A 20,981-nucleotide genomic window follows, 5' to 3' on the forward strand; every position below is an offset into this window, starting at 1 on the left:
AAACAAAGCGAGTATCACAAGATGAAAGCAAGGAATAAAACGCTCTGCGCAATGGCGCTGGCAGCAGCCTTTTTCACGGGCCAGGCAACGGCTGCAAACTGGCAGGAACAACTTTCCAGCGCCGCCAATGAACTGACTAAAAGCGGCAATGCCACTACTACCAGCAATGGCGCTCAGACCGGCGGTCTGTCTCTCTCTTCACTGACCAGCCTGCTGAACGGCAACAGCAAATCTCTCAGCTCAAGTACGATGACCAATGCGGCTGGCGTGATGGAGTACTGCGCGAAGAATAAACTGGCTTCCGTCACCAATACCGACAACATTAAAAACCAGCTGATGACCAAGCTGGGGCTGGAAAGCAGCACCAAGCCTGCCGACAAGCAGGACTATAATCAGGGCCTGATGGGCTTACTGAACACGGCCAACGGCCAGAAGCTGGATCTGAACAGCATCGGCAACTCGCCGCTGGCTGAAAAGGTGAAAACCAAAGCCTGCGATCTGGTGCTCAAACAGGGCATGAATTACCTGTCGTAACGGCACAAAAAAATGGCCTCTTGCTAAGAGGCCATTTGAGGTTGCTGACAAAGAGGGAAAAAGCGTGGTTTTTCCCTCTTTGTGGTGAGCAGCCGAAAATCAATGCATTGATTTTCCAGTTTATTTCTATGGCGACAGATTGCAGAATTTTATCCGCTTGAGGTTTGTCATCAGTCTGAAATGGCCTCTTGCTAAGAGGCCATTTTGTTTTAGTTTGCCAGCGAGCAGCTGTAGTCCAGCATCTCTTCCGCCGAACCCTGGTTCCCGCCCAGCAGCTGACGAGGGTTAGCCAACAGCACCACATCCCCCTTCGTTGTCACCACTCGCGCCAGGCCAAAGTTTTCCATCTCATCGCCCTGAGCCTTCACGTACTCCGCCAGCACGGTAAACGGATTCACCTCTGCCGGGACTTTTCTCGCCAGATATTTATGGCCAAGGATCTCCGCACCAAACGGCTGCCACTGGTCACCGACTTTGTCGGCAAGCTGGTTAATGGATTGATACACCTCAGGGCGCAGGCAGGACAGGTGAATGTGCAGCTGGTTCTGAGAACGTCCGTAGCGAGAGTTGATCGCTAACACCAAATCATCGTCCCGAACCGCTTTTGTGGTTTCATCCAGCAGATAGTGGCGATTCTCCCACGCATCCAGGAAGTAATTTGGCGCACCGTTTTCAAGGATTTTCGGGCTCTCGATACCGGTGATTTTGTCCGTCGGCATCAGCAAATTATGCAGCGGGCCTTTGGCATCTTTAAATACCAGGTAGCGCCCGGCCAGATCGACTTTCAGGCAAGGCGCTGGGGAGTGGTTCTGCTGCTGATTGGGAATGCACTGCTGGCTGATGATATTCCACAGAGCATCACTGTGGCGATGCAGCAGCCACAGGCGGATTGCGACGGCGGCCACCAGCAAAATCAGCAGCACAACCACCACGCGCAGGATCTTTTTCATGTCAGGTTTTCCTTGTAAAGTCAGAGTACTTTTCGTTGTTGTAATAGGCGGACAATAAGCTGGAAGCAGGCTTCTATTTGCGGCGCGAACGGCTCAGTGCTGCGCATCAATGCCACGGTGCGGCTCAGCGAAGGCTGCTGCAAATGAATCACTTTCAGCTCGGGGTCCTGCAAAAAGGTGGTGTAAAGCTGCGGTAAAATCGCCACCGCCAGCTGTGAGCGCACCAGTCCATAAAGGGTTTCAATAAAATCAACCTGATAGCGCGCATTCAGCGTCAGGCGCTGGCTTTCCGCCATCGCCGCGACCAGCCGGCTGATATTCCCTTTTGAAAACACCGCGATGTCCCGCTTCACCAGGCTTCGCCACGGCGCGTGGCTGGATTCTGCCAGAGGATCGTGACAGTTGACTACCGCCACGAAGGGATCTTCCTGCAGCGGATGGATCTCCAGCGTTTTGGGCACCGAGCTGTCCAGCGCCCCCAGGCCAAAGTCCAGCTGGCCGCTTTCAAGCTGGGCAATCAGCGCGTCATTGGTGCGGTCGTGAAACTCCACCCGCAGGCGAGGAAAAGCCTCTGCAATACGTTGAGGAATATCGGGAAATAAAAGGCTGCCGACCGAGGGCACCAGGCCTATGCGAAGCGTGCCGTCACCGCCGTCCTGGACCATGCGCTGCATGTCGTCAAACGCGCGCTGCGCGACGTTGAGCACGCGTTCGGCATGGGGCAGTAGCGCTGCGCCCAAGTCCGTCAGCGTCACTGCCGCAGCGGTTCTGTTAACCAGCTTCCCGCCCAACACGGACTCAATCTGCCGTAACGCGCTGCTTAGCGCGGGCTGGCTAATGGCCAGCCGGTTGGCGGTATCGGTGAAATGACGAAGTTTGGCCAGCGTCACAAAATACTGGATCTGTTTTAACGAGAGTGCGGGAAGGCGCTGCCAGGGTTCAGCCATTGGAGTATCAGGGTTGCCAGGTAAACGTTTGCCACAGGATAAACGTTTCTTATCGGCTGATAAATTAAATCATCTGGGCAAAGCGTATTCCCCTGCCTAGAGTAGCCGCCAGAGCCCCTGTTTTGGAACCTGTCATGACTCCTGCTTATTTACGTCGCCGCGCGGTGAAAGCCGCTCTCGGCGAAACGCCTTTCGACCTGCTGCTCATCAATGGTCGGATCGTGGATATGGCCACCGGTGAAATCCGTGAGGCGGATGTCGGTATCGTCGGTACGCTCATCGCCAGCGTACATCCACGCAGCAGCCGCGAAGATGCCGCCCAGACTCACGATCTCGCCGGAAACTATCTCAGCCCAGGGCTGATGGATACCCACGTCCACGTTGAAAGCTCCCACCTGCCGCCCGCGCGCTATGCGGAAATTGTCGTAGCCCAGGGCACCACAACGATTTTTTGGGATCCGCACGAGCTGGCGAACGTGCTCGGTATTGAGGGCGTGCGTTACGCCGTTGACGCCAGCCGCAACCTGCCGCTGCGCGTGATCTGCGCGGCCCCGTCCAGCGTGCCTTCAACGCCGGGCCTGGAAATGTCCGGCGCTGATTTTGCCGGGAAAGAGATGGAAACGCTGCTTTCATGGCCGGAAGTGGCGGGCGTAGCCGAAGTGATGGATATGCACGGCGTGCTGAACGGCAGCGAAAGAATGCTGGAGATTCTTAACGCTGGCCTGGAAAGCGGCAAACTGATTGAAGGACACGCCCGCGGCCTGAATGGCGCGGGATTACAGGCCTACCTTGCCGCTGGCGTGACGTCAGATCATGAACTGACTTCCGCCGCCGACGCGCTGGAAAAACTGCGTGCCGGGCTGACCCTGGAGATTCGCGGGTCACATCCGTATTTGCTGCCAGAGATCGTCGCCGCGCTGAACGGCCTGCCGCATCTGTCATCGCAGGTCACCGTCTGCACCGACGACGTGCCGCCGGACATGCTGCTGGCGAAAGGCGGTATCGTTGCCCTGCTGAACTTGCTCATCGAGCACGGCATGAAAGCCGAAGATGCTTTGCGCCTGGCCACGCTGAACGCCTCGCTGCGCCTGCAACGCCCGGATCTCGGCCTGATTGCCGCGGGCCGCACTGCCGACCTGGTGGTCTTCGATTCGCTGGAGAAACTGAGCGCTCAAACCGTTTATGTCGCCGGGAAGCTCGTCGCGGAACAGGGAAAAATGTTGGAGCCCGTCGCGGCACCGTCCATCGTTCCCCCGCGAGACACCGTCCGACTTCAGTCTCTCAGTCCGAACGATTTTGTTCTCAAGGTGCCAGTGAATAATGGCCGTGCGCGCCTGCGCCACATCAAGGGTGCTCGCTTCACCCAGTGGAGCGAAGTCGAGGTAGAAGTCCGGCGCGGTGAAGTTCAGATCCCGGACGGCTTCAGCCTGATTTGGGTTCAGCATCGCCACGGTCGCCATGAGGCAAAACCACAGCTGGCGCTGCTCGAAGGCTGGGGTGAGCTGCGCGGCGCGATTGCCACTACCTATTCACACGACTCGCACAACCTCGTTGTCCTCGGCAGAGATCCGCAGGACATGGCGCTCGCCGCCAACGCACTGATCGCCTGTGGAGGCGGGATGGCGCTGAGCCAGAACGGACAGATGCTGGCGAAGGTAGAAATGCCGATTGCCGGGATGCTCTCCGACCTGCCCGCCGCCGACCTGGCGCAGCAGTTTGCTCAACTCCGTGAATTGAGCAATAAAGTCGCCGACTGGGAGCCACCGTACCGAGTTTTCAAGGCCATCGAAGGCACCTGCCTGGCCTGTAACGCCGGGCCACATTTGACCGACCTGGGATTGACGGACGGCAGTACTCGCCAGATCGTCGACCCGCTTATTGAATGCCACGAACACCCGGCAGACGCACACACAACACATTAATCCGGAGAGCCAAGTAATGGCCGAAAATTCAGTGTCTCAGGCCGCCAGCGAAAGCTGGCTGGAGCGGCGATTCCAGCTTCGCAGCCGCCAAAGCAAAGTGAAAACCGAATGCCTCGCGGGCATCACTGGCTTTCTCGCCGCCGCCTATTTGCTGGTTGTTATCCCTGGCCTGCTGGCCGTGGGCGGGATGGATAAAGGCGCGGCAACCACCGGGACGATCGTTATTTTTGTCCTCGGCACGCTGCTGATGGCGTTTTACGGCAACCTGCCGTTTATTGTCGGGCCGGGCATCGGCGGTTCGGTGCTGGTCGGCGTGACGCTTGCCGGGAGCGAGCATATTGGCTGGCAGATTGGCCTCGGCATCGCCTGCTGGTCAGGCATTCTGTTCTTCGCGCTTACCCGCCTTGGCCTGCGTGAAGTGGTCACGCGCTCGGTACCGCAGTCGATCAAGCTTGGGCTGACGGCCTCCATCGGCCTGTTTGTTGCGGTGCTGGGCTTCCGCAACGCCGGGCTGGTGCTCGCCAACGCCAAAACCAACGCGCTGGCGCTCGGTGACTTCACTTCTGCTGGCGCTGTCGTGGCGTTGTGCGGCCTGTTCCTGGCGATTGCGCTTCAGGCTCGCCGCGTGCCGGGAGCCATTTTATGGGCGATTCTGTTTGCCACTCTGGTCGGTATTCCTCTGGGCGTCACTCACCTGCCGCAAAGCTTTATCGCCATGCCGCACTCGCTGACGCCGGTGCTGGGGCACGTGGATATGCTCGGCGCGCTGAATATCGCCTTCCTGCCGTTCCTGTTTGTCTTCTTTGCCTCAGAGTTTTTCTCCACCATGGGCACGACGCTGGCGGTGGGTGGCGAAGCTGGCCTGCTGGACGAACATGGCAACATGCCGCACATCAACCGCCCGTTTATGGTGGATTCTATTGCCGCCGCGCTAGGCCCGTGGGTCGGCATTCCGGCGGCTACCGCGCTGATTGAGTCTTCAGCGGCGGCAGAAGCGGGCGGTAAAACCGGCCTCACCGCGCTGGCGGCAGCGGTAATGTTCCTGCTGATGCTGCTGTTTACCCCGGTGGCATTGATGATCCCGAAAGAGGCAACCGCGCCCGCGCTGATCCTTATCGGCCTGAACATGTTCAGCGGCCTGCGCAAAGTGGATCTGGGCAACTTCACCGAAGGTCTGCCGGTGCTGATGATGGTGATGATCACGCTTATCGCCAACAGCTTCGGGACCGGGATCGCTGGCGGCCTGCTGTTCTATATCATCATTAAGGTGATTGCCGGTAAATGGCGTGAAATCCCGGTGGGGCTTTACCTGCTGGCCATTCCGCTGGCGTACTACTTCGCCACGTTGGTGAAGCACTAGAAACAGAAAAGCCTCTCAAACGAGAGGCTTTTTTCTTAACGGCCAATTTAGCCGTTATTTTGAATCTTCTTGATGATATTGGTGGTGGAGCAGCCATCTTCGAAGTTCAGTACCATCACTTCCCCGCCGTTGGCCCAAACCTCTTTGCTCCCGGCAATCTGTTCTGGTTTGTAGTCGCCGCCCTTCACTAAACGATCCGGCAGGACTTCACCAATCAGGCGCTGAGGCGTGTCTTCTTCAAACAGTACCACCCAGTCCACCGCTTCCAGCGCAGCCAGCACGATCATGCGCTGATCCTGCGGGTTAACCGGCCGGGTTTCCCCTTTCAGGCGTTTGGTTGACGCATCGCTGTTAACCGCGACAATCAGGCGGTCACCCAGCTTGCGCGCGTTGGCCAGATAGGAAACATGGCCCGCATGCAGAATATCGAACACGCCGTTGGTCATCACCACGCGCTCACCGCGCTTGCGGGCAGCGGCAACCGCAACTTTCAGCTCGGCTTCGGTCATCACGCCAAAACCCGTTTCCGCGCGACCGCGCACCGCGTTTTCCAGCTCGACCGGAGAAACGGTTGATGTCCCCAGCTTGCCAACCACCACGCCAGCTGCGGCATTCGCGAAGTAACAGGCTTCTTCCAGCGAGTTCCCCGCCGCAAGCGTTGCCGCCAGCACGCCGATCACCGTGTCACCGGCCCCGGTCACGTCATAGACTTCCTGCGCCTGAGTCGGCAGATGGAAAGGCTCAATGCCCGGCTGCAGAAGCGTCATGCCTTGCTCTGAACGCGTCACCAGCAGCGCCGACAGTTCATAATCGGCGATAAGCTTCATGCCACGTTCCACCAGCTCGGCTTCGGTTTTGCACTTGCCGACCACGGCTTCAAATTCTGAAAGGTTCGGGGTCAGCAGCGTTGCGCCACGGTAGCGCTCAAAGTCTGTCCCTTTCGGGTCGATGAGCACCGGGACTTTGGCTTCGCGAGCCAAGCGAATCATCTGCTGTACGGTCGCCAGAGCGCCTTTTGCGTAGTCGGAAAGCACCAGCGCACCAATTTGCGGCAGCGCCTGGCTGATACGTTCGTGCAGCGGCTCAGGATCGACGCCCTCAAACCCTTCTTCGAAGTCGAGGCGAATCAGCTGCTGGTTGCGGGACAGCACGCGCAGCTTGGTAATCGTCGGGTGAGTCGGAACAGAAACGAAGTCACACTTCACGTTGACCCCGGCCAGGCTCTGGCTGAGCGCGCGCGCCGCATCGTCAATGCCGGTCAGGCCAACCAGGCGAGAATTCGCGCCCAGCGAAGCAATGTTCATCGCCACGTTAGCCGCGCCACCAGGGCGTTCTTCGATGGTATCGACTTTCACCACCGGCACCGGGGCTTCCGGCGAAATACGGCTGGTTGGGCCGTACCAGTAGCGATCCAGCATCACATCACCAACCACCATGACGCCTGCACGGCTGTATTCGGGCAGCGTTACTTTCATTCCTGACTCTCCAGCGAGGGATAAAATTTTGCGCGGGATGATAACATAATTACTCTCCCGCGTGCGTTTGCGGCTCGCCAAGCCAGGTTTGCCAGCTCCTACGCACCTGCTCACGTTCTTTCGCAAAGGCGTCCAGCGCAACGTGGCCCGGCAATTCCTGCAGCGCCAGATGGTGCAATTCATCCCGCAGCGTGACATAGGCATGCGTCAACGCTTTGGCCTCGGCTTCATCCATGATGTCGTTCTGCGCCATCAGTTCCAGGATGCGCACGTTATCGGACCAGCGGGTTAGCTTCGGCGCTTCGCTGGCATAGCGCAGCACCAGATATTGCGTAATAAATTCGATGTCGGTGATCCCACCCTCATCGGCTTTAATATCAAAGCGATCGCGGTGCTTATTGCCCAAATGCGCGCGCATTTTTTCACGCATCTCGCGCACTTCTACCTGCAGGGCTTCCCCTTCACGCGGCGTGCACAGGATCTCGCGGCGGATGGCGTCAAACTGGCGGTTAAGCGCCGGATCGCCGTACACCACGCGGGCGCGAACCAGCGCCTGATGTTCCCAGGTCCAGGCTTCATTCTTCTGATAATCAGCAAACGATTCTGCGGTGGTGACCAGCATACCTGCCGCACCGGACGGCCTGAGGCGAGCGTCAACTTCGTACAAAATCCCGGTTGAGGTACGCGTGCTAAACAGATGCATGATGCGCTGCGCCAGGCGCAGATAGAACTGACGGCCATCGATTTCACGATCGCCGTCCGTCATCACTTCCATCGGGCAATCATGCAGGAAAACCAGATCCAGATCGGAACTGTAGCCCAGCTCCCAGCCGCCGAGTTTGCCATAGCCCAGCACGGCAAAGCCGCGCCCTTCTCTGTCCTGCAAATGACGAGGCTGGCCGTAGCGCGCCACCATTTGCGCCCAGGCACGCTGCACCACCGCATCGAGAATCGCTTCCGCAAGCCAGGTCAGATGGTCGCTGACCTTCATCACCGGCAAGGTGCCAGCGATATCGGCCGCCGCCACGCGCAGCATCTGCGCCTGCTTGAACTGACGCAACGCTTCCAGCTGCTGCTCTTCGTCTTCGTCCGGCACGCGCAGCAGATATTGACGCAGTTCGTCGCGATAGGCGTCCATTGCCGTGGGCTGATACAGCGTATTAGGGTCGAGCAGTTCATCCAGCAGCAGCGGATAGCTGGCAAGCTGCGCGGCAATCATCGGCGAGGCCGCACAGAGCGTAATCAGGTGTTTAAGCGCGCCGGGGAATTCACTTAACAGTTCCAGATAGGTTGTGCGGGTGAGGATCCCAAACAGCAGCGGCGTCAGACGGGAAAACGTCAGCGGCGCGTCGGCCCGGGAACAGACTTCACTCAGCAGGTGCGGCAGAAGTTGATCCAGCACCTGGCGGCCACGTGGGCCAATGGTGCGCTTGTCGATCTCCTGCCGGAAATGGCTAACTTGCTTCAGTAACTCTGCCCGCGCCTCAGCGCTCAAATGACTCAGCACCACCGTGTTTTCATCGGCGTCCAGGGCGTCGATCCACAGCTCGCGCCAGCCTTCAGCAACTTTATCTTCACCGGCTTCCGGCTCATCGTCGCCAATCAGATCGTTAAAGACCTGACGCACGTCGTTCATATGCAGCTGCAGCGTTTGCTGCAGGGCTTCCCAGTCAGTCGCCTGCATCGCCCAGGCCAGCCGGGCACGGTTTAGATCGTCACCGGGCAAGGTCTGCGTCTGTTCGTCGTTGATGCTTTGCAGTAAGTTTTCCAGCCGACGCAGGTAGAGGTAAGCCGCACGCAGTTTCTGGGCATCTTCTTCCGGCAGCAAATGAAGCTGTTGAATGGCTTCCAGGGTAGGCAGCAGCGAACGGGACTGCAGAGAAGGCTCCCGGCCACCGCGGATGAGCTGGAAGACCTGCACGATAAACTCGGTTTCGCGAATGCCGCCGGCGCCGAGCTTAATATTGTCCGTTAGCCCACGGCGACGGACTTCGCGGGCAATCATGCCCTTCATGTTTCGCAGGGACTGAATCACGCTGAAGTCGATGTAGCGGCGGAACACAAATGGCCGCAGCATGTTGCGTAGCTCCTGGCTCCAGACATCGTCGTTGTCGCCCATAATCCGCGCTTTTACCATCGCGTAGCGCTCCCAGTCGCGCCCCTGCTCCTGGTAATAATCTTCCAGCGCGGCAAAGCTCAGTACCAGCGGACCGCTGTCGCCAAACGGACGCAGACGCATATCCACGCGGTACACAAAGCCGTCCTGCGTTGGCTGGTCGAGGACTTTAATCAGGCGCTGCCCCATGCGGGTGAAGAACTGGGCGTTATCCAGTTCACGGCGCCCGCCCTGGGTGGAGCCGTTTTCCGGCCAGGCAAAAATCAGGTCGATATCGGAAGAGAAATTCAGTTCGCCTCCGCCCAGCTTGCCCATGCCAAGGATCAGCAGCGGCTGCGGCTCACCGGCGGCGTTGCAAGGCGTGCCCCATTCGCGGCAGCAGGCGGCATAAAGCCAGTCACGGGCGGCAACAATCAGCGTTTCCGCCAGCACGCTCAGCTGCTGCAGCGTGCTTTGCGTATCCACCTGCTCCAGCGACTGCGCCCAGGCGATACGCACCATGATACGGCGACGGAAAAACCGCAGCGCTTTCATCAATGCCGCTTCGTCGTGCACATCCTGCAGATCCTGCTGCAGCCAGGCGGCATAATGTTGCCATTCGTCAGCCGTAGGGGCGTCCTGCTGCAGGGTTTGCAGCCAGGCGGGATACGCCACCACGCTGTCACCAACAAAATCACTTATCGCCAGCACCGCGCGAGCTTCTTCGCTCAGTGTCAGGGAGTCAATCTCTTGCGGCAGGCGCGGTAAAAACGCCTGCAGGTGCTGCTGTAACAAAGGGGTCAGCGCCATCATGGTGGGTATCCGTTACCAGTCTATTATTTCCCGCTGTGCAGCCAGAAAGGCGCCTGCGAGATCGCTTCGTTTCGGTAATGCTCAATTTCTATGCGCTGGCGGGTAACAATGGCGTGACGCAACCCCTGCCAGTTTTCCAGCCACGGCTGGGTTTGCGCATCGCTGTACACCCCGGCCAGCAGGCGGATAGCATCCGTCTCACGCGCCAGACGCGGTAACTGGTCTGCGTATGCATCCCCCAGCGGGCGCTGGAACGTCTCTTTTAACTCAGCCGCATGGCGGGAAAGATGCGTATCCGCGAAACGTTTAAAGGAACTATCCAGCTTCGCGCGGCCTTTCTCATCAATGAACGGCTGCCACTGGCGCTCCACCAGCCAGCGGGTCAGCGCCAGCTTAGCGCTGCTCGCCTGCGCGCTATAGACAATCACTTCAGCTTTTTCGTCACCGGCAAAGCGTGCTTCGAGCGCAATCAGCTGCTCACGTAAGTGGGTGCTCGCTTTTCTTGGAATGATGCCGCCAAAAAGCGCGAGGGCATGGCGCACCAGGCCCACGGCGTCAATCACCTGCTGCTTAGCCGCTTTCGCGCCGCTAAGCCATAATTCTTCATGGTACAGCCAGTGGGCGAGCGCCAGCTCCAGAGCACCTTCCAGCCCCTGCTCAACGTTGGCTTTAGCCGGCGGATACAGCACGCCCAGCGGTTTCACTTCGCGCACCGCATTGCCCTGGGCCAGGTGATAGCCCCGTGCCGCCTTGCTCAGGCTGCCCTGACGCAGGCCAGGTTCGGTGACCAGACTTTCCGCCAGGGCCAGTAAATCCACCGTCTCACCGCTCAGCAGCTCAAGTTCAAGCTCGCAGATGGGCGTCTGGTGCTCACCGGCTTTCACTTCACCCAGATCCAACGCCAGTTCAATGCGGCTTTCACCGTGAGTAACTACCCACTTTTCGCGCGCAAAATCCGTACTGAACAGCGGCTTCACGTCGGCCTGTAAAGTCGCCACGTCCAGCCCTTCCGGCCAAACTTCTGCTGGCAGTAAAGCAAGATCCAGCTCGGGCTTGCTTAGCGCCACGTTGTATTCAGGGCGCTGATGCAGCCCACCGGTCACTCGCCCGGCGATTTTCATCGTCATTTCGTATTGCCCGGCATCGCCGCGAATACGTAGCCCCATGTCGTGGCGGCGCAGCAGGTTATCCGCCGTTTCATAATAAATATTGAGCAACTGACGCGGGTCGCTGTGCTCGCCCGGCAGGGCATTTAATTTGTCGCGCAGCGCGTCAAGCGCTACAGGATTAACGATGAATTTAAGTTCGATTTCCTGGGCCATGTCTTCTTTACTTATGTTTACGTCACACCAGGCGATCGCCTGGCGAACTAAATAGCGTCGATTAGGTCTGTAATAGTACGACAAAATACCCTGTCGGGTAGCGAATTTGCGGTAGGGCGGGAACACCGGGTGGTCAAATTGACATCAGGATGATTCTCATTCAGGTTTACGGATTGCGCCGTCAGACTGTTGCCACTACTATCGTTCCACACTTTATGAAAATAACGACGAAATAATGCAGAAATTACGCCTGATTTGCCTCACTTTGCTCTCCCTTAGCGTTTCCGTCGTGGCTCATGCCGAAGAAAAACGTTATGTCTCTGATGAATTAAACACCTGGGTCCGCAGCGGCCCGGGCGATAACTACCGCCTGGTTGGCACCGTCAACGCAGGGGAACAAGTCACGCTGCTGCAAAGCAACGAAGAAACCAAATACGGCCAGGTACGTGACAGCAACGGGCGTACCTCCTGGATCCCCCTCGCGCAGCTAAGCACCACCCCAAGCCTGCGTACCCGCGTTCCCGATCTGGAAAACCAGGTCAAAACGCTGACAGACAAGCTGAACAACATCGACACGACCTGGAACCAGCGTACCGCTGAAATGCAGCAGAAAGTGGCCCAGAGCGACACCGTGATTAATGGCCTGAAGGACGAGAATCAGCAGCTCAAAAACCAGCTTATCGTCGCCAAGAAAAAGGTGGATGCCGCCAACGTCCAGCTTGACGACAAACAGCGTGCCATCATCATGCAATGGTTTATGTACGGCGGCGGCGTGGCAGGGTTTGGCCTGCTGATTGGCCTGCTGCTTCCGCACATGATCCCAAGCCGCAAGAAGAAAGACCGCTGGATGAACTAGCGACGGCACATTAGCCGTTGATTCCCCCTCGCATCTACACTTACCATTCGTGGTTCAATAACGGTGCCTGGGGTGTAAAGCGTGAAGATTTATCTTGTCGGTGGTGCGGTTCGTGACGGGTTATTAAAACTGCCGGTTAAGGATAAAGACTGGGTTGTGGTTGGGGCGACGCCGCAGCAAATGCTGGACGAAGGCTACGAGCAGGTCGGAAAAGACTTCCCGGTGTTTCTGCATCCTCAATCCCACGAAGAGTATGCGCTGGCCCGTACCGAAAGGAAATCGGGCCAGGGTTATACCGGCTTTACCTGCTATTCGGCCCCGGACGTCACGCTTGAACAGGATCTCCTGCGTCGCGACCTGACGATCAACGCTATTGCCCAGGATGAGAATGGCACGCTTATCGACCCGTATAACGGCCTTGCCGATATCGAGCGTCGCCTGCTTCGCCATGTTTCACCGGCGTTCAATGAAGACCCGCTGCGCGTGCTGCGCGTGGCGCGTTTTGCTGCACGTTATGCCCATCTTAATTTCCATATAGCGCCAGAAACACTCGCCCTGATGCGCTCCATGACGGACAACGGCGAAATTGCGCATCTCACCGCCGAACGCGTGTGGAAAGAGACGGAAAATGCGCTGACCAGCCGCAATCCGCAGGTCTTTTTTGCCGTACTACGCGAATGCGGCGCCCTGAAAGTTCTGTTCCCGGAAATCGACGCGCTTTACGGTGTCCCCGCGCCGGCCAAATGGCATCCGGAGATCGACACCGGTATTCATACGCTGATGACGCTGTCTATTGCTGCGCAGCTTAGCCCGGCGGTAGATGTGCGTTTCGCCACGCTGTGTCACGATCTCGGAAAAGGGCTGACGCCAAAGGAAAAATGGCCCAGCCACCACGGCCACGGCCCGGCGGGCGTTAAGCTTGTGGAGCAACTTTGTGCTCGCCTGCGCGTACCAAACGAGATTCGTGATCTGGCTAAACTGGTCGCAGAATTCCACGACCTGATCCATACCTTCCCGATTTTGCAGCCCAAAACGGTGATCAAGCTGTTCGACGCCATTGACGCCTGGCGCAAGCCGCAGCGCGTGGAGCAAATCGCCTTAACCAGCGAAGCAGATGCTCGCGGGCGCACCGGCTTTGAGGCCAGCGATTATCCGCAGGGCAGAATGCTACGCGCGGCCTGGATTGCAGCGCAGAGCGTAACCAATAAAGAAGTGATCGAAGCAGGCTTCAGCGGCCCGGCGATCCGTGAAGAATTAACGAAGCGGAGAATTAAGGCCGTTGCGGCCTGGAAGGAAGCGAGTTGCCCCCAGCCGCAAGGCTGAGGGCCGCTGCCACTAGGTGAAGATAAAGAACACCGCGGCGGCAACAATAAAACGGTAAATCGCAAACGGAATAAACGAAATACGCTTGATGAGTTGCAGGAAGGTTTTGATGGCGACCAGCGCCACGATAAACGCCGTGACAAAGCCCACGGCAAACATCGGCAGATCACCCATCGTCAGGAAGCCGATGCTCTTGTAGAGATCAAGCGCCGTCGCCCCCATCATCATTGGCACCGCCAGCAGGAATGAGAACTCAGAAGCCGCATAGCGACTAACGCCCATCAGCATCCCACCGGAAATCGTTGCCCCGGAACGAGAGAACCCCGGCCAAAGCGCCAGACACTGGAAGCAGCCAATCATAAACGCCTGACGATAGGTGATGTCGTCCACGCCTACGGCACGCGGTACCTTTGGCTTAAAGCACTCGGCGACAATCAGCAGCACGCCGCCAACCACCAGGGCATACATCACGTTGACCGGGTTAAACAGCGATTTAATGGCATCGTGCAGGACAAGGCCGAGCACTACCGCCGGGATCATAGCAAGCAAAATATGAATCAGAGAAAGACGGCCGGTACCTACCCCTTCATGCTCAGGAGGACGACCAAAGTGGATACCAATCAAACCAAACAGACGACGCCAGAACATCACCACCACGGCGAGAATAGAACCCAGTTGAATAACCACTTCAAAGGTTTCCGCCGTTTGCCCCTCGAAGCCTAAAAGATGCCCTACGATGATCATGTGCCCGGTAGACGATACCGGTAAAAACTCCGTTAAACCTTCCACAACGCCAAGAATGGCGGCTATCGCCAACGTTGGTAAATCGCTCATCACTTACCCCTCATCCCGAAAACGAACACAAAAAAACGGCACACGTTTGACGCCTGCCGCAAAAAGATACATCGTTAAGACCAGCCTTTCGCCGTTTGGTTTAACGTTCAGCCCATTATTTGCTTTGTTTCAGATTACCGCCACGCTCGATGATAACGCCCACGTTAGCGGCCTGTGCAACAGCGCCGGGCTTGCTCACCTTCAGCCGAATCCACGGTGAATTAAAGCGGGTCAGCAGCAGTTCCGCAACCTCTTCAGCAACGCGCTCTACCAGCGCAAAACGCCCCCCGCTCACGTGCTTTATAACCGCTTCGCTGACATCCGCATAGCTGAGGCAGTCGTTGACATCATCACTGCCTGCGGCTTTGCGGTTATCCCAGGCCATTTCGATATCGAACACCAGCTTCTGTTCAATGGTTTGTTCCCAGTCGTAAACACCAATAGTGGTGATTACCGAAAGTTGCTCTATAAATACAATGTCCATCACGCCCTGCCCGGTTTTTAGTCATGCCGGATACCACTTCCGGCGAAATATGCGTATTATCCACAGATGCAAAGAAGACTTCGACACTTTCAACATGGAACAGCGTTATGAGTGCAATCGCGCCTGGTATGATTCTCCTCGCGTATCTTTGCGGCTCGATTTCTAGCGCCATTCTGGTGTGCCGCATTGCCGGTCTCCCCGATCCACGCGAGAGCGGCTCCGGTAACCCAGGAGCAACCAATGTGTTACGCATTGGCGGCAAAGGTGCAGCCGTAGCGGTACTAATTTTTGATGTGCTGAAAGGCATGCTGCCGGTCTGGGCGGCCTGGGCCTTGGGTGTGACGCCCTTCTGGCTTGGCCTGATTGCTATTGCCGCCTGCATGGGCCATATTTGGCCAGTATTCTTTAAGTTTCAAGGCGGTAAAGGCGTCGCCACGGCGTTTGGCGCCATTGCACCTATCGGCTGGGATTTAACCGGCGTGATGGCCGGAACTTGGCTGCTAAGCGTACTTCTGAGCGGCTATTCTTCCCTCGGTGCCATTATCAGCGCGCTGATAGCCCCGTTTTATGTCTGGTGGTTCAAACCGCAGTTTACCTTCCCGGTGGCAATGCTCTCCTGCCTGATCCTGATGCGCCATCACGACAATATTCAGCGCCTGTGGCGAGGCCAGGAAACGAAAATCTGGGCGCGATTTAAAAAGAAAAAGAAAAAAGACGAGTCTGAATAAGACAGGATTATTCGAGCCCTGTAGAAACAACAAAGGAGTGATAAATCACTCCTTTTTCTTAGGTAAATCAGCTAAGCACTAATCCTTCCAGTAATTATTCGCCGCAGCAATCGTCTGGAAATGAATCGCGATGACCTGAGATGACGCAATCAGCGCATCGGCATCATTCGCGTAGACCGGACGCAGTTTTTTCAGCACTTCCGGGTCCGGCTGTACGGTTTTGACTCCCCGACGGCTCAGCGTCACCGCCAGTTCATATCCTGCCTGCGGATCGTCAGCGATCAGCGTTGTTAACCATTTATCGCTCATATTGTCCCACTCATTATCGTTATTGTATAAATTGCATTTATTATGCACTTTAAGTGCACGACAGTTATCAACATAATCCTGGCAAAAATCAATAAAAAAGCCCGCTATCTCAGCGGGCTTTAGCTCTGGTTTAACATGTATTCTGTCGTTTACCGCGCGGGGAAAAACATCGCGGCCAGTTCTTTGCCCGGCTCATCTGCCCGCATAAAAGCTTCCCCCACGAGGAAGTTGTTCACGTTAGCTTCGCGCAGGCGAACCACATGTTCGCGCGTAGCGATGCCTGACTCGGTCACAACCATGCGATCCGCCGGCAGCTGTGCCAACAGGCTGATGGTGGTTTCTATCGTGGTCTCAAAGGTGCGCAAATTACGGTTATTGACACCGATAAGTGGCGTGGTCAACCGGAGCGAACGTTCCAGCTCATCGGCATCATGCACCTCTACCAGCACCGCCATGCCCAGCTCGTGGGCCTGCGCCTCAAGCTCCTGCATCTGGCCATCTTCAAGCGCAGAAACAATAAGCAGGATGCAATCCGCCCCCATCGCCCGGGCTTCCACAACCTGCCACGGATCGATCATAAAATCTTTGCGTAAAACCGGCAGGTCGCAGGCAGCTCGCGCCTGCTGCAGATAGGCCGCGCTTCCCTGGAAGAACTGTTCGTCGGTTAGCACCGACAAACATGCAGCCCCACCCTGCTGGTAAGAAACGGCTATCTCAGCGGGATTGAAATTCTCGCGAATCAACCCTTTCGATGGGCTGGCCTTTTTCACTTCGGCAATCACGCCCGCCAGGCCTGCATCACGCTTATGACGCAGCGCGGCAACAAAATCACGGTGGTTCTGAGCAGCGGCCTGTTCGGCAAGCTGGCTCAGGGAAATTGCTTTTTTGGCGGCGGCAATTTCTTCATGTTTAACGGCGATAATTTTGCTGAGGATATCGGACACAGGGTTCTCCAGGTTCAGTCGGGTATCACCTTAGAGTGCCGGATCCTGAGCTGAAAGTACCGGGCTAAGGCTGCTTTCGTTTGTTGCATATTATTACACTCCAGAGATGCAGCGCGGGATGTGGGGAACTTAAAGTGGAGAGGAACAAAAAAACAGTTTCACCTGCAAAACACTTTTACTGAGGCCAACATCTTGAATACAACATCGCACTCAACGGCGCTGGAAGCATCGTCACAGTGGCTGCAAACGCGGCCGGGCGAAGCTTGCCTGATTCGCGTCTCTGCGGAGCAGACCGGTGGACTTTACTCGGTAGTGGAGATCGTTTCACAGCCGGGCGACGGAACGCCGCTTCACGTTCATGCCAACGAAGATGAGTATGCCCTTGTCCTCGAGGGCACAGCCCGGATTGCCTATGGTGAAAAGGTTATTGATGCCAGCGCCGGCGAATCGCTGCTGTTAAAAAGAGGTATTCCACACGCATGGGCCAACAGAACCGATAAGCCCATGCGGCTGCTAATGACCTGTACACCCGGAGGCGTTGAGCAGGCGCTGCGGCTGATTGCTGCTCAGGATATGGACCAGCTGATGGCCATTGCCGAACAACTCGCAGTGACCGTGCTGGGCCCAACGCCTTTCTAGCCCAAATAAAAAAGGAGTGGTTCCCACTCCTTTTTTTCTCGTTTATCAGGCGGCGGGTAGCTCTGCCAGCGGCCAGCGCGGGCGAACGCTAACGCTCAGCTCGCCGGAAGTACCTGCTTTGAGGCGAATCATCCCGGCATAGGCGATCATGGCGCCATTATCGGTGCAAAATTCCGGCCGCGCGTAAAACACTTCGCCGCGACGTTTAGTCATCATCTCGGCCAGCTTAGCGCGCAGGGTGCGGTTGGCGCTCACGCCGCCCGCCATCACCAGACGTTTAAAGCCGGTATGTTCGAGCGCACGTTTACATTTAATCGACAGCGTATCCACCACCGCATCTTCAAAGGCGCGGGCGATATCCGCGCGAGTTTGATCGTCAGCGTCGTTATCACGAATGGTGTTTGCCGCGAAGGTTTTCAGGCCAGAGAAGCTGAAATCCATGCCCGGGCGGTCAGTCATAGGACGTGGGAAGGTGAAACGCCCCGGCGTACCCTGGGCCGCCATTTTGGAAAGAAGCGGCCCGCCTGGGTAGTCAAGCCCCAGCAGCTTAGCGGTTTTATCGAACGCTTCGCCTGCCGCATCATCGATAGACTCACCCAGCAGTTCATATTTACCAATGCCGGTGACGCTGATCAATTGGGTATGGCCGCCGGAAACCAGCAGCGCGACGAACGGGAACTCGGGCGGATTGTCTTCCAGCATCGGCGCCAGCAGGTGGCCTTCCATGTGGTGGACCGGCACGGCAGGCACGTCCCAGGCAAACGCCAGCGAGCGGCCAATGGTTGCGCCAACCAGAAGCGCGCCAACCAGGCCCGGCCCGGCAGTGTACGCCACGCCGTCGATATCTTTGGCGGTTAATCCAGCCTCTTTTAGGGCAGCCTGGATAAGCGGCACGGTCTTGCGAACGTGATCGCGGGAGGCCAGCTCCGGCACCACGCCGCCGTAGTCAGCGTGAAGTTTCACCTGACTATACAATTGGTTGGCTAATAACCCTTTCTCATCGTCATAAATGGCGATGCCGGTTTCATCACAGGATGTTTCGATTCCCAGTACACGCATGGCTTGTTTTACCTCTTTGGCCCGGCGCGAAGTTTAATCCCGGTGGCTTCCTTTGTAAAACTTTGCTGCCCCAGGACGGGACTAATGGTGTATAATCTGCGGCCCTGGAAGATACCGGCCCTAAAAGCCAGGTTTCTGGTCGTTCGGTGCTTTACAAAGCAGCAAGAGTTGCAGTAAAATTCCGCACCATTTTGAATTAAGCTGGCCTGTATGCCAGCGGCAAACCGAATTATTAAAGGTGAGAGTTACATGCCGGTAATTAAAGTACGTGAAAACGAGCCGTTCGACGTAGCACTGCGTCGCTTCAAGCGTTCCTGCGAGAAAGCAGGCGTTCTGGCGGAAGTCCGTCGTCGTGAGTTCTATGAAAAACCAACGACCGAACGTAAGCGCGCTAAAGCTTCTGCTGTGAAACGCCACGCGAAGAAACTGGCTCGCGAAAACGCACGCCGCACTCGTCTGTACTAATCTTCTGAGGATTCACTCCTCAACATCAGACTGAGTAGTAGTTATAAGGCCGTGCTTCCGAAAGGAATGCGCGGCTTATTCTCGTTTATAAACTGACATATCCCTGAGCTTTTAGGCCACCGCCTGAGAGATGACGGATATAGCATGGGGCCTATGGCTGGACGAATCCCGCGTGTTTTTATCAATGACCTGATCGCTCGCACCGACATCGTCGACCTGATCGATGCTCGCGTGAAGCTGAAAAAGCAGGGCAAGAACTACCACGCATGTTGTCCATTCCATAACGAGAAAACCCCCTCTTTCACCGTGAACGGTGATAAACAGTTTTACCACTGCTTTGGCTGTGGCGCACACGGTAACGCCCTCGACTTCCTGATGAACTACGACAAGCTCGAGTTTGTTGAAAGCGTTGAAGAGCTGGCGACCATGCACAACCTTGAAGTGCCGTACGAAGCGGGCAATGGCCCAAGCCAGATCGAACGACACCAGCGCCAAAGCCTGTATCAACTGATGGACGGCCTGAACGCCTTTTATCAGCAGTCCCTGAAGCAGCCCGCCGCAGAACCGGCGCGTCAGTATCTGGGCAAGCGTGGCCTGAGCGATGAGGTCATTAGCCATTTCGCCATCGGCTATGCGCCACCCGGCTGGGATAATGCGCTTAAACGCTTTGGCGGCAACAGCGAAAACCGCCAGGCGCTGACGGACGCAGGCATGCTGGTCACCAACGACCAGGGCCGCAGTTACGACCGTTTTCGCGAGCGGGTCATGTTCCCGATTCGCGATAAACGCGGCCGGGTCATCGGGTTTGGTGGACGCGTGCTGGGCGATGCCCTGCCGAAATACCTGAACTCCCCGGAAACCGACATTTTTCACAAGGGCCGCCAGCTGTATGGCCTGTATGAAGCCCAGCAGAGCCAGCCGGAACCGGCACGCCTTCTGGTAGTCGAAGGATATATGGATGTGGTGGCGCTGGCGCAGTACGGCATTTCCTACGCCGTTGCTTCCCTGGGTACCTCCACCACCGCCGATCATATTCAGTTGCTGTTCCGGGTGACAGATAATGTCGTCTGCTGTTATGACGGCGATCGCGCAGGACGAGACGCGGCATGGCGAGCGCTGGAAACTGCGCTACCTTATATGACGGACGGTCGTCAGCTGCGGTTTATGTTCCTGCCCGACGGTGAAGACCCGGATACGCTGGTGCGCAAAGAAGGAAAGGACGCATTTGAAGCGCGGATGGAGCAGGCTCAGCCGCTCTCCACGTTCCTGTTTAACAGCCTGCTGCCGCAGGTTGATTTGAGTACGCCAGACGGAAGAGCGCGACTAAGCACGCTGGCTCTGCCGCTGATTAGCCAGGTACCCGGCGAAACGCTGCGTATCTATCTGCGCCAGGAGCTGGGCAACAAGCTCGGTATTCTGGACGACAGCCAGCTTGAAAAGCTGATGCCCAAACAGGTCGAGGGGGCAACACCTCGTCCGGCGCCTCAGCTAAAACGCACAACCATGCGTATACTGATAGGGTTATTGGTACAGAATCCGGAACTGGCTCCGCTGGTACCGCCACTAAGCGGGCTGGATGCCGCAAAGCTGCCGGGTTTAACGCTGTTTAGCGACCTGGTTGACGCTTGCCTAGCGCATCCGGGGCTGACCACCGGGCAGCTACTGGAACAATATCGTGGCACAAATGAGGCCACAACCCTTGAAAAACTCTCGGCGTGGGACGATATAGCAGATAAGGACATTGCTGAAAAAACGTTCACCGACTCGCTGGATCATCTTTTTGAGTCGGCGCTGGAGCTGAGGTTTGAAGAATTAATGGCACGTTCCAGAACGACGGGGCTGACCCCTGCGGAACGTGAAGAAGTTCGCGTGATCACGCAATCACGCGCCAAAAAATAGATTCGCGGCTTAACTGCCGAACA

The 20,981-nt window shown here is 56.9% G+C and carries 19 protein-coding genes; 9 read left to right on the forward strand and 10 right to left on the reverse strand.

Annotated features, from left to right (window positions below):
- The first annotated feature begins 21 nt into the window (after positions 1 to 21).
- Positions 22 to 534 carry a YjjA family protein gene (locus tag ACREYP_RS19240; protein WP_442892450.1) on the forward strand — a complete coding sequence of 171 codons (513 nt, stop codon included), beginning with the start codon at positions 22 to 24 and terminating at the stop codon, positions 532 to 534.
- 209 nt (positions 535 to 743) lie between these two features.
- Here the strand turns inward: ACREYP_RS19240 and ACREYP_RS19245 are convergent, their stop codons facing one another.
- Together ACREYP_RS19245 and ACREYP_RS19250 are read right to left on the reverse strand one after the other, a co-directional pair.
- Entirely contained in the window at positions 744 to 1,484 is a 741-nt protein-coding gene (locus tag ACREYP_RS19245; RefSeq protein ID WP_336818382.1) for a CDP-diacylglycerol diphosphatase, read from the reverse strand.
- Between the two features lie 20 nt (positions 1,485 to 1,504).
- The gene (locus ACREYP_RS19250) at positions 1,505 to 2,431 is read right to left on the reverse strand and encodes a LysR family transcriptional regulator (protein ID WP_336818381.1); all 927 of its coding nucleotides are present in this window, start codon (positions 2,429 to 2,431) and stop codon (positions 1,505 to 1,507) included.
- A gap of 134 nt (positions 2,432 to 2,565) precedes the next feature.
- Between ACREYP_RS19250 and ACREYP_RS19255 the strand changes: the two genes are divergently transcribed.
- Positions 2,566 to 4,353 (forward strand): adenine deaminase, encoded by a 1,788-nt coding sequence (locus ACREYP_RS19255; RefSeq protein ID WP_336818380.1) that lies wholly within the window; start codon positions 2,566 to 2,568, stop codon positions 4,351 to 4,353.
- A gap of 16 nt (positions 4,354 to 4,369) precedes the next feature.
- A complete protein-coding gene (locus tag ACREYP_RS19260; RefSeq protein WP_336818379.1) occupies positions 4,370 to 5,713 on the forward strand; it encodes an NCS2 family permease in 1,344 nt (447 codons plus the stop codon).
- A gap of 47 nt (positions 5,714 to 5,760) precedes the next feature.
- Here ACREYP_RS19260 and hldE read toward each other — a convergent pair whose 3' ends face one another.
- From hldE to ACREYP_RS19275, 3 genes are read right to left on the reverse strand one after another with little or no spacing between them, the layout of a single operon-like run.
- Entirely contained in the window at positions 5,761 to 7,188 is a 1,428-nt protein-coding gene (gene hldE, locus ACREYP_RS19265) for a bifunctional D-glycero-beta-D-manno-heptose-7-phosphate kinase/D-glycero-beta-D-manno-heptose 1-phosphate adenylyltransferase HldE (protein WP_008460049.1), read from the reverse strand.
- A gap of 49 nt (positions 7,189 to 7,237) precedes the next feature.
- Complete coding sequence (gene glnE, locus ACREYP_RS19270) at positions 7,238 to 10,096, reverse strand: bifunctional [glutamate--ammonia ligase]-adenylyl-L-tyrosine phosphorylase/[glutamate--ammonia-ligase] adenylyltransferase (RefSeq protein ID WP_336818378.1); 2,859 nt, start codon at positions 10,094 to 10,096, stop codon at positions 7,238 to 7,240.
- Between the two features lie 23 nt (positions 10,097 to 10,119).
- Positions 10,120 to 11,418, reverse strand: a complete 1,299-nt coding sequence (locus ACREYP_RS19275; protein WP_336818377.1) for a CYTH domain-containing protein — start codon at positions 11,416 to 11,418, stop codon at positions 10,120 to 10,122.
- Between the two features lie 235 nt (positions 11,419 to 11,653).
- Between ACREYP_RS19275 and ACREYP_RS19280 the strand changes: the two genes are divergently transcribed.
- Together ACREYP_RS19280 and ACREYP_RS19285 are read left to right on the forward strand one after the other, a co-directional pair.
- Positions 11,654 to 12,274, forward strand: a complete 621-nt coding sequence (locus tag ACREYP_RS19280) for a TIGR04211 family SH3 domain-containing protein (protein ID WP_008460042.1) — start codon at positions 11,654 to 11,656, stop codon at positions 12,272 to 12,274.
- Positions 12,275 to 12,355: 81 nt separating this feature from the next.
- Complete coding sequence (locus ACREYP_RS19285; protein ID WP_336818376.1) at positions 12,356 to 13,597, forward strand: multifunctional CCA addition/repair protein; 1,242 nt, start codon at positions 12,356 to 12,358, stop codon at positions 13,595 to 13,597.
- A 12-nt stretch (positions 13,598 to 13,609) separates the two neighbouring features.
- Here the strand turns inward: ACREYP_RS19285 and bacA are convergent, their stop codons facing one another.
- The gene (bacA, locus tag ACREYP_RS19290) at positions 13,610 to 14,431 is read right to left on the reverse strand and encodes an undecaprenyl-diphosphate phosphatase (RefSeq protein WP_336818375.1); all 822 of its coding nucleotides are present in this window, start codon (positions 14,429 to 14,431) and stop codon (positions 13,610 to 13,612) included.
- A gap of 115 nt (positions 14,432 to 14,546) precedes the next feature.
- Positions 14,547 to 14,915: a bifunctional dihydroneopterin aldolase/7,8-dihydroneopterin epimerase gene (gene folB / locus ACREYP_RS19295; protein WP_166867010.1), complete on the reverse strand. Its 369-nt coding sequence runs from the start codon at positions 14,913 to 14,915 to the stop codon at positions 14,547 to 14,549.
- Positions 14,916 to 15,022: 107 nt separating this feature from the next.
- Here folB and plsY point away from each other — a divergent pair, with 107 nt between their 5' ends.
- Complete coding sequence (plsY, locus tag ACREYP_RS19300; RefSeq protein ID WP_008460038.1) at positions 15,023 to 15,643, forward strand: glycerol-3-phosphate 1-O-acyltransferase PlsY; 621 nt, start codon at positions 15,023 to 15,025, stop codon at positions 15,641 to 15,643.
- A 78-nt stretch (positions 15,644 to 15,721) separates the two neighbouring features.
- Here the strand turns inward: plsY and ACREYP_RS19305 are convergent, their stop codons facing one another.
- Positions 15,722 to 15,952, reverse strand: coding sequence for a hexameric tyrosine-coordinated heme protein (locus tag ACREYP_RS19305; protein ID WP_008460037.1), 231 nt, complete (start codon positions 15,950 to 15,952; stop codon positions 15,722 to 15,724).
- Between the two features lie 149 nt (positions 15,953 to 16,101).
- Positions 16,102 to 16,896, reverse strand: a complete 795-nt coding sequence (trpC, locus tag ACREYP_RS19310; RefSeq protein ID WP_336818374.1) for an indole-3-glycerol phosphate synthase TrpC — start codon at positions 16,894 to 16,896, stop codon at positions 16,102 to 16,104.
- 192 nt (positions 16,897 to 17,088) lie between these two features.
- On the opposite strand from trpC, the gene ACREYP_RS19315 reads away from it, so the two are divergent.
- The gene (locus ACREYP_RS19315) at positions 17,089 to 17,535 is read left to right on the forward strand and encodes a cupin domain-containing protein (protein WP_166877022.1); all 447 of its coding nucleotides are present in this window, start codon (positions 17,089 to 17,091) and stop codon (positions 17,533 to 17,535) included.
- Positions 17,536 to 17,580: 45 nt separating this feature from the next.
- Here ACREYP_RS19315 and tsaD read toward each other — a convergent pair whose 3' ends face one another.
- Entirely contained in the window at positions 17,581 to 18,594 is a 1,014-nt protein-coding gene (gene tsaD, locus ACREYP_RS19320; RefSeq protein WP_336818373.1) for a tRNA (adenosine(37)-N6)-threonylcarbamoyltransferase complex transferase subunit TsaD, read from the reverse strand.
- Positions 18,595 to 18,843: 249 nt separating this feature from the next.
- On the opposite strand from tsaD, the gene rpsU reads away from it, so the two are divergent.
- Both rpsU and dnaG read left to right on the forward strand, forming a co-directional pair.
- Positions 18,844 to 19,059 carry a 30S ribosomal protein S21 gene (rpsU, locus tag ACREYP_RS19325; protein WP_001144069.1) on the forward strand — a complete coding sequence of 72 codons (216 nt, stop codon included), beginning with the start codon at positions 18,844 to 18,846 and terminating at the stop codon, positions 19,057 to 19,059.
- 153 nt (positions 19,060 to 19,212) lie between these two features.
- Positions 19,213 to 20,958, forward strand: a complete 1,746-nt coding sequence (dnaG, locus tag ACREYP_RS19330; protein WP_008460032.1) for a DNA primase — start codon at positions 19,213 to 19,215, stop codon at positions 20,956 to 20,958.
- The last annotated feature ends 23 nt before the right edge of the window (positions 20,959 to 20,981 follow it).

Source organism: Enterobacter sp. TMH.L2, assembly GCF_050847315.1.
Classification (GTDB): domain Bacteria; phylum Pseudomonadota; class Gammaproteobacteria; order Enterobacterales; family Enterobacteriaceae; genus Cedecea.